Genomic DNA, 14,624 nt, shown 5'->3' on the forward strand with positions numbered 1-14,624 from the left:
TACTAACTCCGCACGCCCTGGGCGATCTCGCTCACCAGCGCATGCACGGCTTTCACGGTCTCGGGCGTCGGCTTGCCCGCGGGCGTGAGGTTGTTCTTGACGGCATTGACCAGCGCCGTTCCCACCACCACGCCATCGGCGCTCTTGGCGATGATGCGCGCCTGCTCCGCGGTCTTGACGCCGAAGCCGACGGCGATCGGCAGCTTGGTGTGGCCCTTCAGGCGAATGACATTCTGCTCGACGCTTTTGAGGTCGGGCGTCTTGGTGCCGGTGATGCCGAGCACCGAGACATAGTAGACGAAGCCCGATGTGTTGCGCAGCACCGTGGGGGCGCGCTTGTCGTCGGTGGTGGGCGTGGCGAGGCGGATGAAATTGAGGCCTGCCTTGATGGTCGGCAGGCACAGTTCCTCATCCTCTTCCGGCGGCAGGTCGACGATGATGAGGCCGTCCACGCCGGCCGCCTTGGCGTCCGCGAGGAACCGTTCCACGCCATAGAGATAGATCGGATTGTAATAGCCCATGAGGACGACGGGTGTAGCCTGGTCGCTTTCACGGAAGCTCTTCACCATGGCGAGCGTCTTGACCAGCGTCTGGCCGGCTTTGAGCGCGCGCAGGCCCGCTTCCTGGATCGCCGGGCCATCGGCCATCGGGTCGGTGAAGGGCATGCCGAATTCGATGATGTCGGCGCCGGCCTTGGGCAGGCCCTTGATGATCTCGAGCGAGGTGGCGTAATCGGGATCGCCAGCGGTCACGAAAGTGACGAGGGCGGCGCGGCCTTCCTTCTTCAGGTCGGCGAAGCGTTTGTCGATGCGGGTCGTCACAGTTTCACCCCGAGATGATCGGCGACGGTGAAGATGTCCTTGTCGCCGCGGCCCGACATGCAGATGACCATCAGATGGTCCTTGGGCTTTTTCGGTGCCACCTTCATCGCATGGGCGAGCGCATGCGAGGGCTCGAGCGCCGGGATGATGCCTTCGAGCTGGCAGCACAGCTGGAAGGCTTCGAGCGCCTCCTTGTCGGTCGCCGACACATAGGTGACGCGCTTGGTGTCGTTGAGCCAGGCATGTTCGGGCCCGATGCCCGGATAATCGAGGCCGGCCGAGATCGAATGCGCTTCGGTGATCTGCCCGTCATCGTCCATGAGGATATAGGTGCGGTTGCCATGCAGCACGCCCGGCTTGCCGCCGGTGATCGAGGCTGCATGCTTGCCGCTGTCGAGGCCGCTGCCCGCCGCCTCGACGCCGATGATCTCGACGTCCTTGTCGTCGAGGAAGGGATGGAACAGGCCCATGGCATTGGAGCCGCCGCCGATCGCGGCGATGAGGGATGAGGGCAGGCGGCCTTCACGCTGAAGCATCTGCTTCTTCGTCTCATTGCCGATGACGCATTGGAAGTCGCGGACCATTTCCGGATAGGGATGTGGGCCCGCCACCGTGCCGATGCAATAGAAGGTGTCCTCGACATTGGCGACCCAGTCGCGCAAGGCTTCGTTGAGCGCGTCCTTCAGCGTGCGCGAGCCCGAAAGGGCCGGCACCACTTCGGCGCCCAGCAGCTTCATGCGGAACACATTGGGCTTCTGCCGCTCGATATCGACCTCGCCCATATAGACGATGCATTTGAGCCCGAAGCGGGCGCAGGCGGTAGCGGTGGCGACGCCATGCTGGCCAGCCCCCGTCTCGGCGATGATGCGCGTCTTGCCCATGCGCCGCGCCAGCAGGATCTGGCCCATCACATTGTTGATCTTGTGTGCGCCGGTATGGTTGAGCTCTTCGCGCTTGAAATAGATCTTGGCGCCGCCGAGATGCTCGGTCAGCCGCTCGGCATAGTAGAGCGGGCTCGGCCGCCCGACATAATGCTCGAGGAACCCATCGAGCTCGGCCTGGAAGGAGGGGTCGGCTTTGGCATCCTCATAGGCCTTTTCGAGGTCGAGGATGAGCGGCATCAGGGTCTCGGCGACGAAGCGGCCGCCATAGATGCCGAACAGGCCCTTTTCATCGGGGCCGGTGCGGTAGGAATTGGGCTCGATCATGTTCATAATGATACTTATCTAGCGACCCCCCTTGGCCGCCGCAATGAATTCCCGGATCAAGGTTATATCTTTGATTCCAGGGGATATTTCGACACCGGAGGAAACATCCACAATGGGTGCGCCAGTGACCCTTATCGCTTCCGCCACATTGCCGGGATTGAGGCCGCCCGCCAGAAGGAAGCTTCGGGCGGCATTGCCTTGCCCCAAGAGTTTCCAGTCGAAGGCAATGCCGTTGCCGCCGGGAAGCGCCCCTTTCAGGGTTTCCGGCGCTTTGGCGTCATAGAGGATGAGGGCGGCTATCCCGTCATAGGCGCGGGTCTGCGCCACATCGTCCAGGCTCCTGACCTTGATCACTTTGATCACCGGCTTGCCCGTCCGCTTGCCGATCTCGGCGATGCGCTCAGGGCCCTCGCTGCCTTGCGCCTGGAAAAAATCGGGATCGACAATGCGCGCGATTTCGTCGATCACGCTGTCCTCGGCATCGACGATGAGCGCCACGATGCGGGCACGGCCCCGGGCGAGCTTTGCCAGCTCCCCGGCCTTCGGCGCAGACACATAGCGCGGGCTTGGGGGATAGAAGTTGAAGCCGACGAGATCGGCGCCGGCCTCGAGCGCCGCCGTCACCGTCTCGGGCGTCGAGAGCCCGCAGATTTTGACGTCAGCTGGCATGGCTCAATTCGAGTGACGCCGCGATGGCGCGCGCGGCTTCTGCCGGATCGGCGGCGCCGGTGATCGGGCGCCCGATCACCAGCATGTCGGCGCCCTCATCGAGGGCGGCGCGGGGTGTGGCGATCCGTTTCTGGTCCTGGGTCGCGGCATCGGCAGGGCGGATGCCGGGCACCACGGTGAGGAAGTCGCGGGCTGTCGCCGATTTGACGGCCCGCACATCGGGCGCGCTGCAGACGACCCCGTCGAGGCCGCAATCGCGCGCCAGTGCCGCCAAAGCGGATGCATGCTCTCTGCCGCTCAGGTTCTCGGCAAAACCCGCCTGGTGGATATCGGCATCGGCAAGGCTGGTCAGGATGGTCACGCCGATCAGCAGCGCCCGGCCGTCGATCGCTTCCGCGGCGGCGCGCATCATGTCGGCGCCGCCGGTCGCATGGATATTGATGATCGCCGGCCGGGGCTCGAGCCGCATCAGCGAGCGCAAGCCGAAGGCGACGGTATTGGGAATGTCATGCAGCTTGAGATCGAGGAAGATCGGCAAGCCTTCCCTGGCGACGGCCTCGTAGCCTTGCGGGCCTGCCGCATAGAAGAATTCCATGCCGAGCTTGCCATAGCCCACATGGGGCCTGAGGCTGCGGGCGAGCGCTGTGGCCCGCGCCACATCGGGCGTGTCGAGAGCGACGCAAATGGGGTTCTTGATCATGGCGCGGCCCCCTTACTCCGAAACAGCAAAGGGTGCAAATCCGCTCTGTCGGTTTACTCCGCGGCCTGGCGCAGGCGCAGGAGATGGGCCTCGACGGAATGAAGATGCCGGTCCATGGCGGTGGCCGCCGCATCTAGGTCGCGCTCGGTTATCGCGTCCACCAGCACCTCGTGCTCGCCGAAACTGTGGTGATCGGGCGGTGGACGCAGGCTGTTGCTGCGCAGCCTGCCCCAGACGACCGTGCGCCGCACCGCGTTCAGCGTGTCGAAAAGCGCCACGAGGACGGTGTTGTGCGATGCCTCGGCCACCAGCCGGTGCAGGCGGTTGTCGCAATTCTCGTACTGACGCCAGGTTGCGGCGAGGCGGGAAGCTTTAAGGCACTGGCCCATCTCGGCGATGTCGGCGGCCGTGGCATGGAGGGCGGCTTCGCGGGCCAGAATGGGCTCGATCGCCCGCCTGGCCTGCATGACCTCGCGGGGATTGCTGCCGGCCGCTATGTCGGCGACGGTCCTGAACTCCTCGACCGGGCGCGAGCCGATGAAGGTGCCTTTGCCGACATGACGCCAGAGTTCGCCATTTCCCTCGAGCACTGCCAGGGCTTTGCGCAATTCGCCGCGCGAAACGCCGAGAAGATCACAAAGCTCACGCTCCGGTGGCAGTTGAGAGTTGGCCGGCAGGTCATGCTGGGCGAGCCAGGCCCGCAATTGCGTCAAAGCGCCCCCAACCTCATCGCTCATGTCTCAAGGGTCCCAACCATTCGCCATATGAAGGAAGCCGCTTTAGAGGCTTGACCTTTTGCCGTCAATAAACTCAACCAATTTACATAACTTGTCAAACCAATCAAGAATTGGTTAAGGTGGGCCGGGAGCCGGAAGACGCGGAATGCGCAAGCGGCCGTCCTGCAATTGGTTGAGAAGCACATGGGAGGTCTTCAGATGAAACCAATACCGAAATTGCTGTCCGGCCTCGCCGCGGCAGGCCTCATGCTCACCGTGGCCTTCACTGCGCAAGCCGCCGAGAAGGTGCGCGTAGCGCTGGGCGATGTCGTCTCGGTAGAGACGCTCGCCTTCGTCGTGGCGATGGAGCGCGCCAAGGACCGTGGCGTCGACTACGAACTCACGTCCTTCGCCAAGGAGGAGCTTGCCATCCAGTCGATGATCAACGGCCAGTCGGACCTCGGCGTCGGCACGCCCTACGCGGTCGTCCAGAAGTCGAAGCTGCCGCTCAAGAACATCTATCAGATGTCACGGCTCATCTTCTTTCCTGTCGCCTCCAAGGAATACAAGACATGGAAGGACATGAACGGCCAACCGATCACTTTCCATGCCCGTGGTACCGGCACGGAGGCGATCGGCAACATCATCGCCAAGCGCGAAGGCATCCAGTTCGGCGATCGCAGCTACGTCCCGGGCTCGGAGAACCGCATCATTGCGATGATGAACGGGCAGATCAAGGCGACGATCGTCGATCTCGCCAACAAGAATACGCTCATGGCGAAAGCCGGCGACCGCTTCCACGTGCTGCCCGGCCTCGATGAGCCGGCGAGCGACGAACTCGTCTTCGCCAGCGACGCCTGGCTTAAGGACAATCGCGAGACGGCGAATATCATCGTCGAGGAACTGCACAAACTGTGGCGCGAGATGAAATCCAATCCGGGCATCATCGAAACCGAGCGGGCCAAGCGCAATCTGATCGCCGACCAGCCCAAGGAAGTGCTGGCCGAAGTCGTTCCCTTCTACATCGAGGCGACCAAGGAGGGCGTCTATGCGCCGCTCGAGGATGCGGTCGAGGCTGCCAGGATCGATTTCCTCTTCTACACCGAAGCGGGAATGATGGAGGGCGCAGCCGACACGCTGAAGGTCGAGGATTATTGGGATCTGGGCCCGCTCGACGCTGCCAAGAAGGCGCTCGGGGGCTGACTGTTCGATGTTGGACACGGCTGGATTTTTCCCCTTCTCCCTTGCGAGAGAGAAGGGGAGATCTGGCGGAGCAGCGCAAGACGAAGGAGCCGCATGACTCTCATCGCCGAGACAAAGGCCTATGCGCATAGGGGCTCCGCCTGGGGGGATATCCTTCGCCATCCGGCGACCCTGTGGCTCATCTCGGCGGTGATCGTCGCCGGCGCCTGGGAGATCGCCGGGCGCTGGCCGATCAGCCCCGCCTTTCCGCCATTTTCCGACACCATGTCGGCGCTTGCCGGCCTCATCGCCGACGGCACGCTCGGCAAGGCGCTGATCATCACGCTCAAGCCTCTCGCCATCGGCCTTATCGCCTCGGTCGTCATGGGCGTGGGCCTCGGCGTGCTCATGGGCCTCAACCGCTTCGCCGAGTGGCTGGGCTCGCCGATCTTTGTCATCGCGCAATCGGCGCCGCTCGCCGCGCTCATCCCCATTCTCACTTTCGCCTATGGCATCGGCCTCACCGCGAAAATCCTGACCGTCTGCATCATGGCGATGCCGGTCATCGTGCTCAACTCGCTCAATGCGGTGCGCCACACACCGGCGACATTGCTCGACATGGGGCATTCCTTTCTCGCCACGCGCCGGCAGATCATCTTCAAGATCATCCTGCCGGCCGCGAGCCCGGTGATTTTCGCCGGCCTCAGGCTCGGTTGTGCCGCGGGCTTCATCGGCGTCATCCTCGCCGAGCTCCTCATCACGCCCACCGGCATCGGCGACATCATCACCTACAACCAGTCGGTTGCCGAGTATGAGAAGATGTATGCGGCGATCTTCGCCATCATGGCTCTCTCCGTGCTGCTCATTTCCTTGCTCGAGATGATCGAGACCGCCCTGTTCCACCCCGAAAAGCGAGCCCAATCATGAGCCCAGCCGCCGCCCGCAAGATCGAAGCCCGACACCGCCCGATGGTCGAGGTGCGCCACCTGTCCAAGATCTATGCGGGAGGTGTGGAGGCGCTGAACGCCATCTCGGTTGATTTCCCCGAAGGCCAGCTCACCTCGCTGCTTGGTCCTTCGGGCTGCGGCAAGACCACGCTCCTCAAGATCATTGCCGGCCTCATTCCCGCGACGTCGGGCGAGGTCATGGTCGACGGCCGGCCGGTGACGGGGCCCGGGCCCGAACGCGCCTTCGTCTTCCAGGATTTCGCTCTGATGCCCTGGGCCAATGTGCTGCGCAATGTCGCTTTCGGTCTCGAGCTCAAGGGTGTCGCCCAGAGCGAGCGGGAGGCGGTGGCGGAGAAACATATCGCCAGCGTCGGCCTCGGGGGCTTCGAGCACGCCTTCCCGCATGAGCTTTCAGGCGGCATGCGCCAGCGCGTCGGCCTCGCCCGCGCCCTTGCCGTCAATGCCAAGGTGCTGCTGATGGACGAGCCTTTCTCGGCCGTCGATGAGCAGACGCGGCGCAAATTCCAGGAAGACCTGCTCGAGCTCATCGCGCGCGAGCACAAGACCTTCCTTTTCGTGACCCACTCGATCGAGGAGGCGGTCTATGTGTCCGACCGCATCGTCATCCTGTCCAAGCGGCCGAGCCAGGTTTCCGCCATCGTCGAGCCGGAGATCGGGCGCGGCCGCGATCCCGACCAGATTCGCCGCGATTCCGCCTATCTCGATACCGTCGAGACGATCTGGCAAAGCCTCAAGCGCTACCTCGATTGAAGGAGAGGCTCATGACCATAGGCAATATCCGTCTTCCGATCATGACCTCGCTCATCATCTGGGCCATCCTGTGGGAAATCGTCGGGCGCTCGGGCGCGAGCTTCGTCATTCCGCCGCTTTCCGGCATCTTCGCCCGCATAGTCGAGATCGTGCCCACACCCTCTTTCGGCGAAGCTCTGTGGATCACCGGCAAGGCCTTCGTCATCGGCAATGTCATCGCGGTCCTGTTCGGCATACCGCTCGGCGTGCTGATGGGGCGATCGCACATCGCCGACCGCATCTTCCTTCCCTGGGTGAACCTGTTCCTGTCGGCGCCGCTTTCGGCTCTGGTGCCCATCATCATGGTGATCTTCGGCGCCGGACAGACCACCATCATCTTCACCGTCGTCCTCTTCGCCATCTGGATCATCGTGCTCGATGCCCGCGCCGGCGTGCGCAGCATCACGCCCTCGCTCGTCGAAATGGCGCTGAGCTTCGGTGCGACGCCCTGGCAGGCCTTTTCCAGGATCTATGTGTGGGCGGCGCTGCCTGAGATCCTCTCAGGCATCAGGCTCGGCCTCATCCGCGCCGTCAAGGGTGTCGTCATCGGCCAGATGCTGGTGTCGATCATCGGCTTCGGCCGCCTTTTCGAGCTCTATTCCTCCCGGTTTCTGATGGAGCATTTCTGGGCGTTGCTCTTCGTGCTCTTCGCTTTCGCCTTCGCGATCAACGAAGCGCTGACCTGGCTCGAACGGCGTTTCGAGTATTTCGCTTCCTCACGCAATTGAACTTCCACCCCAGCAAGGAGCAGACGTCCCATGGATTTCGTGATTGCCCAACCGAAACAGGCAAGCCTCAAGGTGAGAGGCTCCAAGGCCTCCTTTCCGGTGCATCGCATCTATTGCGTGGGACGCAACTATGCCGCCCATGCGATCGAGATGGGCGGCGATCCCAATCGCGAGCCGCCCTTCTTCTTCCAGAAGAATCCCGACAATCTGGTGCAGGACGGCATCTTCCCCTATCCGCCGGCCTCGAACGACGTGCATCACGAAATCGAGCTCGTGGTGGCGCTGAAGGAGGGCGGCAAGGACATCTCGCTCGCCCATGCGATGGACTGTGTCTATGGCTATGGCGTCGGGCTCGATATGACGCGCCGGGATCTGCAGGGCAAGGCCAAGGATGCGGGCCGGCCGTGGGAAGTCGGCAAGGCCTTCGAATCATCGGCGCCGGCATCGGCCCTGGTGCAGGCGAGCGAGATCGGTCATCCGTCTGCGGGGGCGATCTGGCTCGATGTCAATGATGAGCGCCGCCAGACCGGTGATCTCAATCAGATGATCTGGAAAGTGCCGGAAATGATCAGCTACCTGTCCGGCCTGTTCGTGCTTCAGCCCGGCGACGTCATTTTCTCGGGAACACCGTCGGGGGTAGGTCCGGTGCGGCGGGGCGACCGGCTTCTCGGCCATATTGATGGCGTCGGCGATCTCGCGGTCAGCGTCGCATGATCCGACCCATATCCACGTAACCTCGTCTTTTGACAGCCGCATTGCCATTGGCCGGTCTGGCGCTGTCTTCGCTGCGCAGGGCTTGGCGGGCCGGTTCAGGGCCAGCACGCGCGGCTTCCGGCTGATGCAAGCATATGGGGTGCAAATCCCGCCGGGGCGCGCCATATGCTATGGTCATGACCACGGCGGACGAGTTCCTGAGCCAGAAGGAAAGGTTCCAGCTCGGCGACTTGCCGACCGAATGTCCGCACCCCAAGACCTCGGGCCTCTGCGATTGGGCCAAACGGGATGTGGCGTTCGGCCTTGACGTCTTGCGCGAGGTCGATCTCGATGCTCTGCGCCGCGTCCTCGGGTTCCGCCAGAGCTTGTATGGTTTCTTCCATGCCGTGGCCTCGGCGCTCGAGCGCGGTGACCGGATATTTCTGGTCGGCTGCGGCGCCACCGGCCGGCTTTCCTTGTCGCTTGAATATCTGTGGCGAAGAAAATTTCCGGCCTCGCTGCAGGTTGCCTCGCTCATGGCCGGAGGCGACGTCGCCTTGGTCCATTCGCTGGAAGGTTTCGAGGACTTCCCCGAATACGGCGCCCGTCATCTGCGCCAGCTCGGCTTCGGCGCCAATGACCTGCTGATCGCTTCGACGGAAGGCGGCGAAACACCCTATGTGATCGGCGCCGTCGAAGCGGCGGCGGAGATGTCCCGGGCCTCGCCGCAGTTCCTCTATTGCAACCCGCGGCAGATCTTGCTGGATCGGGTAGAACGCTCGCGGCGCATCCTGACCGATCCGCGCATCCGGTCCTATTGTCTCGATACCGGCCCCATGGCCTTGACGGGCAGCACCCGCATGCAGGCGTCGACCGTGCTGATGCTGGTGATCGGGCTTGCCCTGGAGTTCGGTCGTGATGTGGAGGGCGCCTTCACGGCGCTTGAACGGTGGATCGAATACCTGGCCGCGCAGGATGTGGCGCCCTTGGCGCCCTTTGTCGTCAGCGAGGCCGGCGCCTATCTCGAGAATCGACACACGATCTATTCCAGCGACGACTATGCGATCACGGTATTCACCGACACGACCGAGCGGGCGCCGACCTTCAACCTGGCCCCGTTCGACAACCCGGAGCATCCGACAGGCCGCCATTCTCTGACCTATCTGACGATCCCTGGGGCGGCGACGGCGAGCGAAAGCTGGCGCCATCTGTTGGCCCGCGACCCGCGGCCGCTCGAATGGCCCGCGATCCATCCCAAGACGACGAAAGACTATCTGCTGAGCTTCGATTTCAGCCGCCGGGCGTTGGATTTCCGCTGCCGGATACTGGGCCCCCCTCAGGTCTTCCATATCGGCACGGCCGGGGGCCAGCTGTGGTTGAGTTTCAGGGGCGTCGAGCAGCATTTTGGCCTGCCGGGTTCTCCGCTTCTCGATCATCTCACGCTGAAGCTGCTGCTCAACATGCATTCGACATTGCTGATGGGCCGGCTCGGACGGTTCGAGGGCAATCTGATGACCTGGGTCTATCCCTCCAACGGCAAGCTGGTTGACCGCGCGGCACGCTACACGCAGATGCTTCTGCACCAGCGCGGCCAGGATGATTTCACCTATGACGAGATCGTCCGCGCCCAGTTCCTGTGCAAGGCGGAACTCAGCCCGCAGGACTCGATTGTCCACAAGACCATCGAGAAACTGACCGGCGGCCTAGCTTCTTGAGTAAACCAACGCTGCGGCGGCAAGGTCTTCGATGGCGGTGCCGCAGGACTTGAAGAGCGTGATCTCTTCCCGGTTGCGCCGTCCGCCGGTCTTGCCGCGGCAGAGATCGAAGAGATCGCCCTGGATGGCCTCCATGCGGAACTTGCCTTCCTTCTCCGCCTGCAGGAGATCGCCGGCTTCCGTCTCGGCCCCCTCGCGCGTATCGACATAGACCCGCGCCCGGGCGACCGCTTCGCCATCCGTCTCGCGCATCTGCGGCTTGAAGGCGCCGGCGAGGTCGACATGGGTGCCGGGCTTCAGCCACGCGCCCCGCACGATGGGCTCGTTCGATGTGGTGGCGCAGGAGATGATATCGGCCGCGCCAACCGCCTTTTCGAGGTCGCGCACCACGCTCGTCTCGAAGCCGTCCCGCGCAAGCTCGGCGGCGAGGTCCCGGGCCTTGTCGGGTGAGCGATTGTAAAGGAGCACGTGCTTGATCGGGCGCGTGGCGGCATGGGCGCGCACGAAATGCGCCCCCAGCGCCCCGGTGCCGACCATCATCAGGGTGGACGCATCCTGGCGCGCCAGATAGTCCGCGGCGAGCGCGCTCGCCGCGGCCGTGCGCCGGCGGGTCAGCTCGGTGCCGTCCATCATGGCGACCGTCGCCCCGGTGCGGTTGTCGATGAGAAGGTAGTTCGCGGTTATCGTGGGCAGGCCTTGCGCCGGATTGTCGCTCTTGAACACCACGGTCTTGAGCCCGGTGAAGGCCTTCGACCAGGCCGGCATCAGAAGCAGGATCGCCGCATCGGATGTCTGATGCTGGTGGCGCACCGGCGTGGTGATGTCCTCGCGAAAGCCCTGGCGCAGGGCCTCGACGATGTCGCGATAGGGGGCTGCTTTCGCCACCTGGTCGGCGGAAATGATCTTCATGATGTCTGGATCGGGAGATTGCTTCGATCTTGCTGCTCGCGCCGCAGGCGTTGGGCTTCATCCTGGACGCGCTGCAGGTCGCTGCGCGCCTCCCTTGTGGCCCTGCGCCATTTTCCCTGGGCAAACCAGCAGGCGATCCAGCCGGCGATCATGCCGAAGAAGATGCCGACGAAGACCAGGGCCCATAGCGGCATGTACATGGTGGCGAAGGGGGCCTGGCTCGAAAACGGATCGAAGGAGACTTCGATCCATTGCCGGTTGGCCACGCAGAAGGCGATGACGATCACGGCGATCGGCAGGCCGACCGCCCAATTGATGATTCGGCGAAAGGTCACGGCTCAGTTCGGTTGAGCTGCTCGCGCAATTCCTTGCCGGTCTTGAAAAAGGGCACGTGCTTGGCTTCCACCGTCACGGGCTCGCCCGTGCGCGGGTTGCGACCCTGGCGGCCCTGGCGCGATTTGACCGAAAACGCCCCGAAACCCCGCAATTCGACCCGGTCGCCGCCACGCATGGCATTGATGATCTGGTCGAATATCGTGTTGATGATGCGCTCCACATCCCGGTGATAGAGATGAGGGTTCTTTTCGGCGATCTTCTGGATCAGTTCCGATTTTATCATGTGAGGCCCCGCTCGCCTTCCTGTTACTGGAGCGAAGGGTGCCAAACCGAGACGAGACCGTCAAGTTTCTGCAATTGCGCCTGTTGGGCGAGGTCCGGCAGGCCCATGGCCTTGAGCGCGCCCGAGGTGATTTTGAGGCCAAGGCCGAGGAGGCCTGAGTCTTCCGGCGGCACCGCCCAGTCCTTGACCGCAATGTCGGCCGGAAGCTTCTTTTCCTTTTTGATCCAGTCCACCGCCTTGTCCTCGCCGCCCAATTCGTCGATGAGCTTTTCGGCGACCGCCTGCCGGCCGGTATAGACGCGCCCGTCCGACAGCACCTTGACCTTGTCGATCGGCAGCTTGCGGCGCTCGGCGACGAGCCCGGTGAACCAGGCGAAGCTGTCCTGCACCATCTGGTTGGATACTTCCCGGGCCTTGTCGGAGAGGGGCTTGAAGGGCGACGGCTCGGCCTTGAGGTCGCCCGACTTGATTTCCTGCATCTGGACGCCGATCGTCTCGAGCAGCTTCGACACTTCGGCCCACTGGAAGATGACGCCGATCGAGCCGGTGATGGTGTTGCCGCGGGCGACGATATGGTCGGCGGCGATGGCGGTGATATAGCCGCCCGACGCCGCGACGGTGTCCATGACGGCGGCCACCGGCTTGTCCTTGGCGATCTTGCGGATCGCCTCATAGATCGCCTCGGAGCCCGCGGTGGTGCCGCCGGGGCTGTCGATGCGCACGATCAGGCCCTTCACATGGCCGGCCTTGGCGATGTCGTCGAGGAGATCGAGGGTCGGCTGGTCACCGGTGATGAGGCCGGTGATCCGGATCCTGGCGATATGGTCCTGGCGCTTCGAAAGGTCGAAGCCGCCGAAGCTCGCGGCCAGCGCCAGGAGCCCGCCGATGAAGAGAAGGATGGCCGCCACGCGCCAGAAGGTCAGGCGGCGCTTCAGCCGCCTCCGGTCGATGATGAGTTCAGCTTCGGTCGCCATCGCGCGAGGGTCCTCGTGAATATCGGTCAGAACCGGTTTTCGGACAGCCCGATGCGCAAATTAAGGCATGAAACGGAAGGGGCCGGGCGTTGCCGCCCGGCCCCTTTGTTGGGATCAGTTCTTGGACTCGGCGTCCTTCTTGGCCTTGTTGAGCGCGGCGCCGAGAATATCGCCCAGCGAGGCGCCCGAATCGGACGAGCCATACTGCGCCACCGCCGCCTTCTCATCGGCGATTTCCAGCGCCTTGATCGAGACGGTGATGCGGCGGGTCTTCGAGTCGATCTGGGTGACCTTGGCATCGACCTTCTCGCCGACCGCGAAGCGCTCGGGGCGCTGCTCGGACCGGTCGCGCGCCAGATCGGCGCGCTTGATATAGGCGGTCATCTCGGAGCCGGCGATCTTCACATTGAGGCCGTTCTCCTCGACGCCGACGACTTCGCAGGTGACCGTATCGCCCTTCTTGACGCCGGCCAGGCTCTCCATCGGATCGCCCGAGACCTGCTTGATGCCGAGCGAGATGCGCTCCTTCTCGATGTCGACATCGAGAACCTGGGCGCGCACGTGATCGCCCTTCTTGTAGTCCTTGATCGCGTCCTCGCCGGAGCGCTTCCAGTCGAGATCGGAGAGATGCACCATGCCGTCGACATCGCCGTCGAGGCCGACGAACAGGCCGAATTCGGTGATGTTCTTGATCTCGCCTTCGACGAGCGAGCCCGAGGGATGCTTCTCGGAGAAGCTCTCCCACGGATTCTGCTGCACCTGCTTGAGGCCGAGCGAAATGCGCCGCTTGGCCGGATCGACTTCGAGGACCTGCACCTGGATCTCTTCCGAGGTGGAGAGGATCTTGCCCGGATGCACGTTCTTCTTGGTCCAGCTCATTTCCGAGACATGGACGAGGCCTTCGATGCCGTCTTCCAGCTCGACGAACGCGCCGTAGTCGGTGATGTTGGTGACGCGGCCCTTGACCTTGGCGCCGATCGGGTATTTGGCGGCGACACCATCCCACGGATCCTTGTCGAGCTGCTTCATGCCGAGCGAGATGCGCTGCGTCTCGGGATTGATGCGGATGATCTGCACCTTGACCGTCTGGCCGACCGACAGCACGTCGGAGGGATGATTGACGCGCTTCCAGGCGATGTCGGTGACATGCAGCAGGCCGTCAATGCCGCCCAGATCGACGAACGCACCGTAGTCGGTGATGTTCTTGACCACGCCGTCGACCACCTGGCCTTCGGTGAGGTTCTGGACCAGCTCGGAGCGCTGCTCGGCGCGGGTCTCTTCCATGATGGCGCGGCGCGACACGACGATATTGCCGCGGCGGCGGTCCATCTTGAGGATCTGGAAGGGTTGCGTGACATTCATCAGCGCGCCCACATCGCGGATCGGACGGATATCGACCTGGCTGCCGGGCAGGAAGGCCACGGCGCCGCCGAGATCGACGGTGAAGCCGCCCTTGACGCGGCCGAAGATGACGCCGTCGACGCGCTCATTGTTGGTGGAGGACTGCTCGAGGCGGGTCCAGGCTTCCTCGCGGCGCGCCTTGTCGCGCGACAGCACGGCTTCGCCGAGCGCGTTCTCGATGCGCTCGAGATAGACTTCGACCTCGTCGCCGGTCTTGAGCGCCACATCCTTGCCGGGCTGCGAGAATTCCTTGAGGGCGATGCGGCCTTCGGTCTTGAGGCCCACATCGATGATCGCGAAGTCGTTTTCGACGGCGACGACGCGGCCCTTGACGACCGAGCCTTCGGCGGAGGTGCCGGTGCCGAAGCTTTCGGCAAGCAGGGCTTCGAAGTCGGCGCGGGTCGGATTGAGGGTATCGGCAGTTTTTGCCATGTGATCAGGTTTCCTGAGTAATCGAGGCTGGCCCACGGCTATGTCCGCAGGACCTCCCGCAAGGCGCCGTCACCAAAATAGGTGCCAGGCGGGCAAACCA

The 14,624-nt window shown here is 63.5% G+C and carries 16 protein-coding genes; 6 read left to right on the forward strand and 10 right to left on the reverse strand.

Going from position 1 to position 14,624, the window contains the following annotated elements; translation table 11 throughout:
- Positions 1 to 2 precede the first annotated feature (2 nt).
- Genes trpA through DT068_RS05175 form a run of 5 tightly spaced genes read right to left on the reverse strand, consistent with a single transcriptional unit; the run spans position 3 to position 4,135 of the window.
- A complete protein-coding gene (trpA, locus tag DT068_RS05155; protein ID WP_119388703.1) occupies positions 3 to 821 on the reverse strand; it encodes a tryptophan synthase subunit alpha in 819 nt (272 codons plus the stop codon).
- Entirely contained in the window at positions 818 to 2,035 is a 1,218-nt protein-coding gene (gene trpB, locus DT068_RS05160) for a tryptophan synthase subunit beta (RefSeq protein WP_119388704.1), read from the reverse strand. The genes trpA and trpB overlap by 4 nt, the downstream gene beginning before the upstream one ends.
- Before the next feature lie 12 nt (positions 2,036 to 2,047).
- On the reverse strand, positions 2,048 to 2,698 hold the full coding sequence (locus DT068_RS05165) for a phosphoribosylanthranilate isomerase (RefSeq protein ID WP_119388705.1): 651 nt from the start codon (positions 2,696 to 2,698) through the stop codon (positions 2,048 to 2,050).
- Positions 2,688 to 3,398: an orotidine-5'-phosphate decarboxylase gene (gene pyrF / locus DT068_RS05170; RefSeq protein ID WP_119388706.1), complete on the reverse strand. Its 711-nt coding sequence runs from the start codon at positions 3,396 to 3,398 to the stop codon at positions 2,688 to 2,690. Before pyrF ends, DT068_RS05165 begins: the two co-directional genes overlap by 11 nt.
- Before the next feature lie 53 nt (positions 3,399 to 3,451).
- On the reverse strand, positions 3,452 to 4,135 hold the full coding sequence (locus DT068_RS05175; protein ID WP_119388707.1) for a FadR/GntR family transcriptional regulator: 684 nt from the start codon (positions 4,133 to 4,135) through the stop codon (positions 3,452 to 3,454).
- A gap of 198 nt (positions 4,136 to 4,333) precedes the next feature.
- Between DT068_RS05175 and DT068_RS05180 the strand changes: the two genes are divergently transcribed.
- The 6 genes from DT068_RS05180 (at position 4,334) to DT068_RS05205 (ending at position 10,189) form a co-directional block, all read left to right on the forward strand.
- Entirely contained in the window at positions 4,334 to 5,317 is a 984-nt protein-coding gene (locus DT068_RS05180; RefSeq protein ID WP_368904441.1) for an ABC transporter substrate-binding protein, read from the forward strand.
- 93 nt (positions 5,318 to 5,410) lie between these two features.
- Positions 5,411 to 6,223: an ABC transporter permease gene (locus tag DT068_RS05185; RefSeq protein WP_119388708.1), complete on the forward strand. Its 813-nt coding sequence runs from the start codon at positions 5,411 to 5,413 to the stop codon at positions 6,221 to 6,223.
- Complete coding sequence (locus DT068_RS05190; protein ID WP_119388709.1) at positions 6,220 to 7,014, forward strand: ABC transporter ATP-binding protein; 795 nt, start codon at positions 6,220 to 6,222, stop codon at positions 7,012 to 7,014. Before DT068_RS05185 ends, DT068_RS05190 begins: the two co-directional genes overlap by 4 nt.
- Positions 7,015 to 7,025: 11 nt before the next feature.
- Positions 7,026 to 7,781 (forward strand): ABC transporter permease, encoded by a 756-nt coding sequence (locus DT068_RS05195; protein ID WP_119388710.1) that lies wholly within the window; start codon positions 7,026 to 7,028, stop codon positions 7,779 to 7,781.
- Positions 7,782 to 7,811: 30 nt separating this feature from the next.
- Entirely contained in the window at positions 7,812 to 8,495 is a 684-nt protein-coding gene (locus DT068_RS05200) for a fumarylacetoacetate hydrolase family protein (protein WP_119388711.1), read from the forward strand.
- A gap of 176 nt (positions 8,496 to 8,671) precedes the next feature.
- Positions 8,672 to 10,189, forward strand: coding sequence for an N-acetylmuramic acid 6-phosphate etherase family protein (locus tag DT068_RS05205; RefSeq protein ID WP_162914009.1), 1,518 nt, complete (start codon positions 8,672 to 8,674; stop codon positions 10,187 to 10,189).
- Here the strand turns inward: DT068_RS05205 and lhpI are convergent.
- The 5 genes from lhpI to rpsA form a co-directional block, all read right to left on the reverse strand.
- A complete protein-coding gene (gene lhpI, locus DT068_RS05210; protein ID WP_119388713.1) occupies positions 10,178 to 11,098 on the reverse strand; it encodes a bifunctional Delta(1)-pyrroline-2-carboxylate/Delta(1)-piperideine-2-carboxylate reductase in 921 nt (306 codons plus the stop codon). The two genes, DT068_RS05205 and lhpI, sit on opposite strands and share 12 nt — an antisense overlap.
- A complete protein-coding gene (locus DT068_RS05215; protein ID WP_119388714.1) occupies positions 11,095 to 11,433 on the reverse strand; it encodes a lipopolysaccharide assembly protein LapA domain-containing protein in 339 nt (112 codons plus the stop codon). The genes lhpI and DT068_RS05215 overlap by 4 nt, the downstream gene beginning before the upstream one ends.
- Positions 11,430 to 11,717, reverse strand: a complete 288-nt coding sequence (gene ihfB, locus DT068_RS05220; RefSeq protein ID WP_119388715.1) for an integration host factor subunit beta — start codon at positions 11,715 to 11,717, stop codon at positions 11,430 to 11,432. Before ihfB ends, DT068_RS05215 begins: the two co-directional genes overlap by 4 nt.
- Before the next feature lie 23 nt (positions 11,718 to 11,740).
- Complete coding sequence (gene sppA, locus DT068_RS05225) at positions 11,741 to 12,691, reverse strand: signal peptide peptidase SppA (protein WP_119388716.1); 951 nt, start codon at positions 12,689 to 12,691, stop codon at positions 11,741 to 11,743.
- A gap of 114 nt (positions 12,692 to 12,805) precedes the next feature.
- Positions 12,806 to 14,524, reverse strand: coding sequence for a 30S ribosomal protein S1 (rpsA, locus tag DT068_RS05230; protein WP_119388717.1), 1,719 nt, complete (start codon positions 14,522 to 14,524; stop codon positions 12,806 to 12,808).
- Between the last annotated feature and the right edge of the window lie 100 nt (positions 14,525 to 14,624).

The sequence above is a fragment of the Taklimakanibacter lacteus genome, assembly GCA_003576695.1.
GTDB classification, from domain to species: Bacteria; Pseudomonadota; Alphaproteobacteria; order Rhizobiales; family Aestuariivirgaceae; genus Taklimakanibacter; species Taklimakanibacter lacteus.

What these genes read in the sequence shown, in the direction of transcription:
- sppA (WP_119388716.1), bottom strand. Translation starts at nt 12,691, where the DNA reads ATGGCGACCGAAGCTGAACTCATCATCGACCGGAGGCGGCTGAAGCGC.
- DT068_RS05195 (WP_119388710.1), top strand. Translation starts at nt 7,026, where the DNA reads ATGACCATAGGCAATATCCGTCTTCCGATCATGACCTCGCTCATCATC.
- pyrF (WP_119388706.1), bottom strand. Translation starts at nt 3,398, where the DNA reads ATGATCAAGAACCCCATTTGCGTCGCTCTCGACACGCCCGATGTGGCG.
- DT068_RS05180 (WP_368904441.1), top strand. Translation starts at nt 4,334, where the DNA reads ATGAAACCAATACCGAAATTGCTGTCCGGCCTCGCCGCGGCAGGCCTC.
- DT068_RS05165 (WP_119388705.1), bottom strand. Translation starts at nt 2,698, where the DNA reads ATGCCAGCTGACGTCAAAATCTGCGGGCTCTCGACGCCCGAGACGGTG.
- DT068_RS05200 (WP_119388711.1), top strand. Translation starts at nt 7,812, where the DNA reads ATGGATTTCGTGATTGCCCAACCGAAACAGGCAAGCCTCAAGGTGAGA.
- rpsA (WP_119388717.1), bottom strand. Translation starts at nt 14,524, where the DNA reads ATGGCAAAAACTGCCGATACCCTCAATCCGACCCGCGCCGACTTCGAA.
- lhpI (WP_119388713.1), bottom strand. Translation starts at nt 11,098, where the DNA reads ATGAAGATCATTTCCGCCGACCAGGTGGCGAAAGCAGCCCCCTATCGC.
- DT068_RS05190 (WP_119388709.1), top strand. Translation starts at nt 6,220, where the DNA reads ATGAGCCCAGCCGCCGCCCGCAAGATCGAAGCCCGACACCGCCCGATG.
- DT068_RS05175 (WP_119388707.1), bottom strand. Translation starts at nt 4,135, where the DNA reads ATGAGCGATGAGGTTGGGGGCGCTTTGACGCAATTGCGGGCCTGGCTC.
- trpB (WP_119388704.1), bottom strand. Translation starts at nt 2,035, where the DNA reads ATGAACATGATCGAGCCCAATTCCTACCGCACCGGCCCCGATGAAAAG.
- ihfB (WP_119388715.1), bottom strand. Translation starts at nt 11,717, where the DNA reads ATGATAAAATCGGAACTGATCCAGAAGATCGCCGAAAAGAACCCTCAT.
- DT068_RS05205 (WP_162914009.1), top strand. Translation starts at nt 8,672, where the DNA reads ATGACCACGGCGGACGAGTTCCTGAGCCAGAAGGAAAGGTTCCAGCTC.
- DT068_RS05185 (WP_119388708.1), top strand. Translation starts at nt 5,411, where the DNA reads ATGACTCTCATCGCCGAGACAAAGGCCTATGCGCATAGGGGCTCCGCC.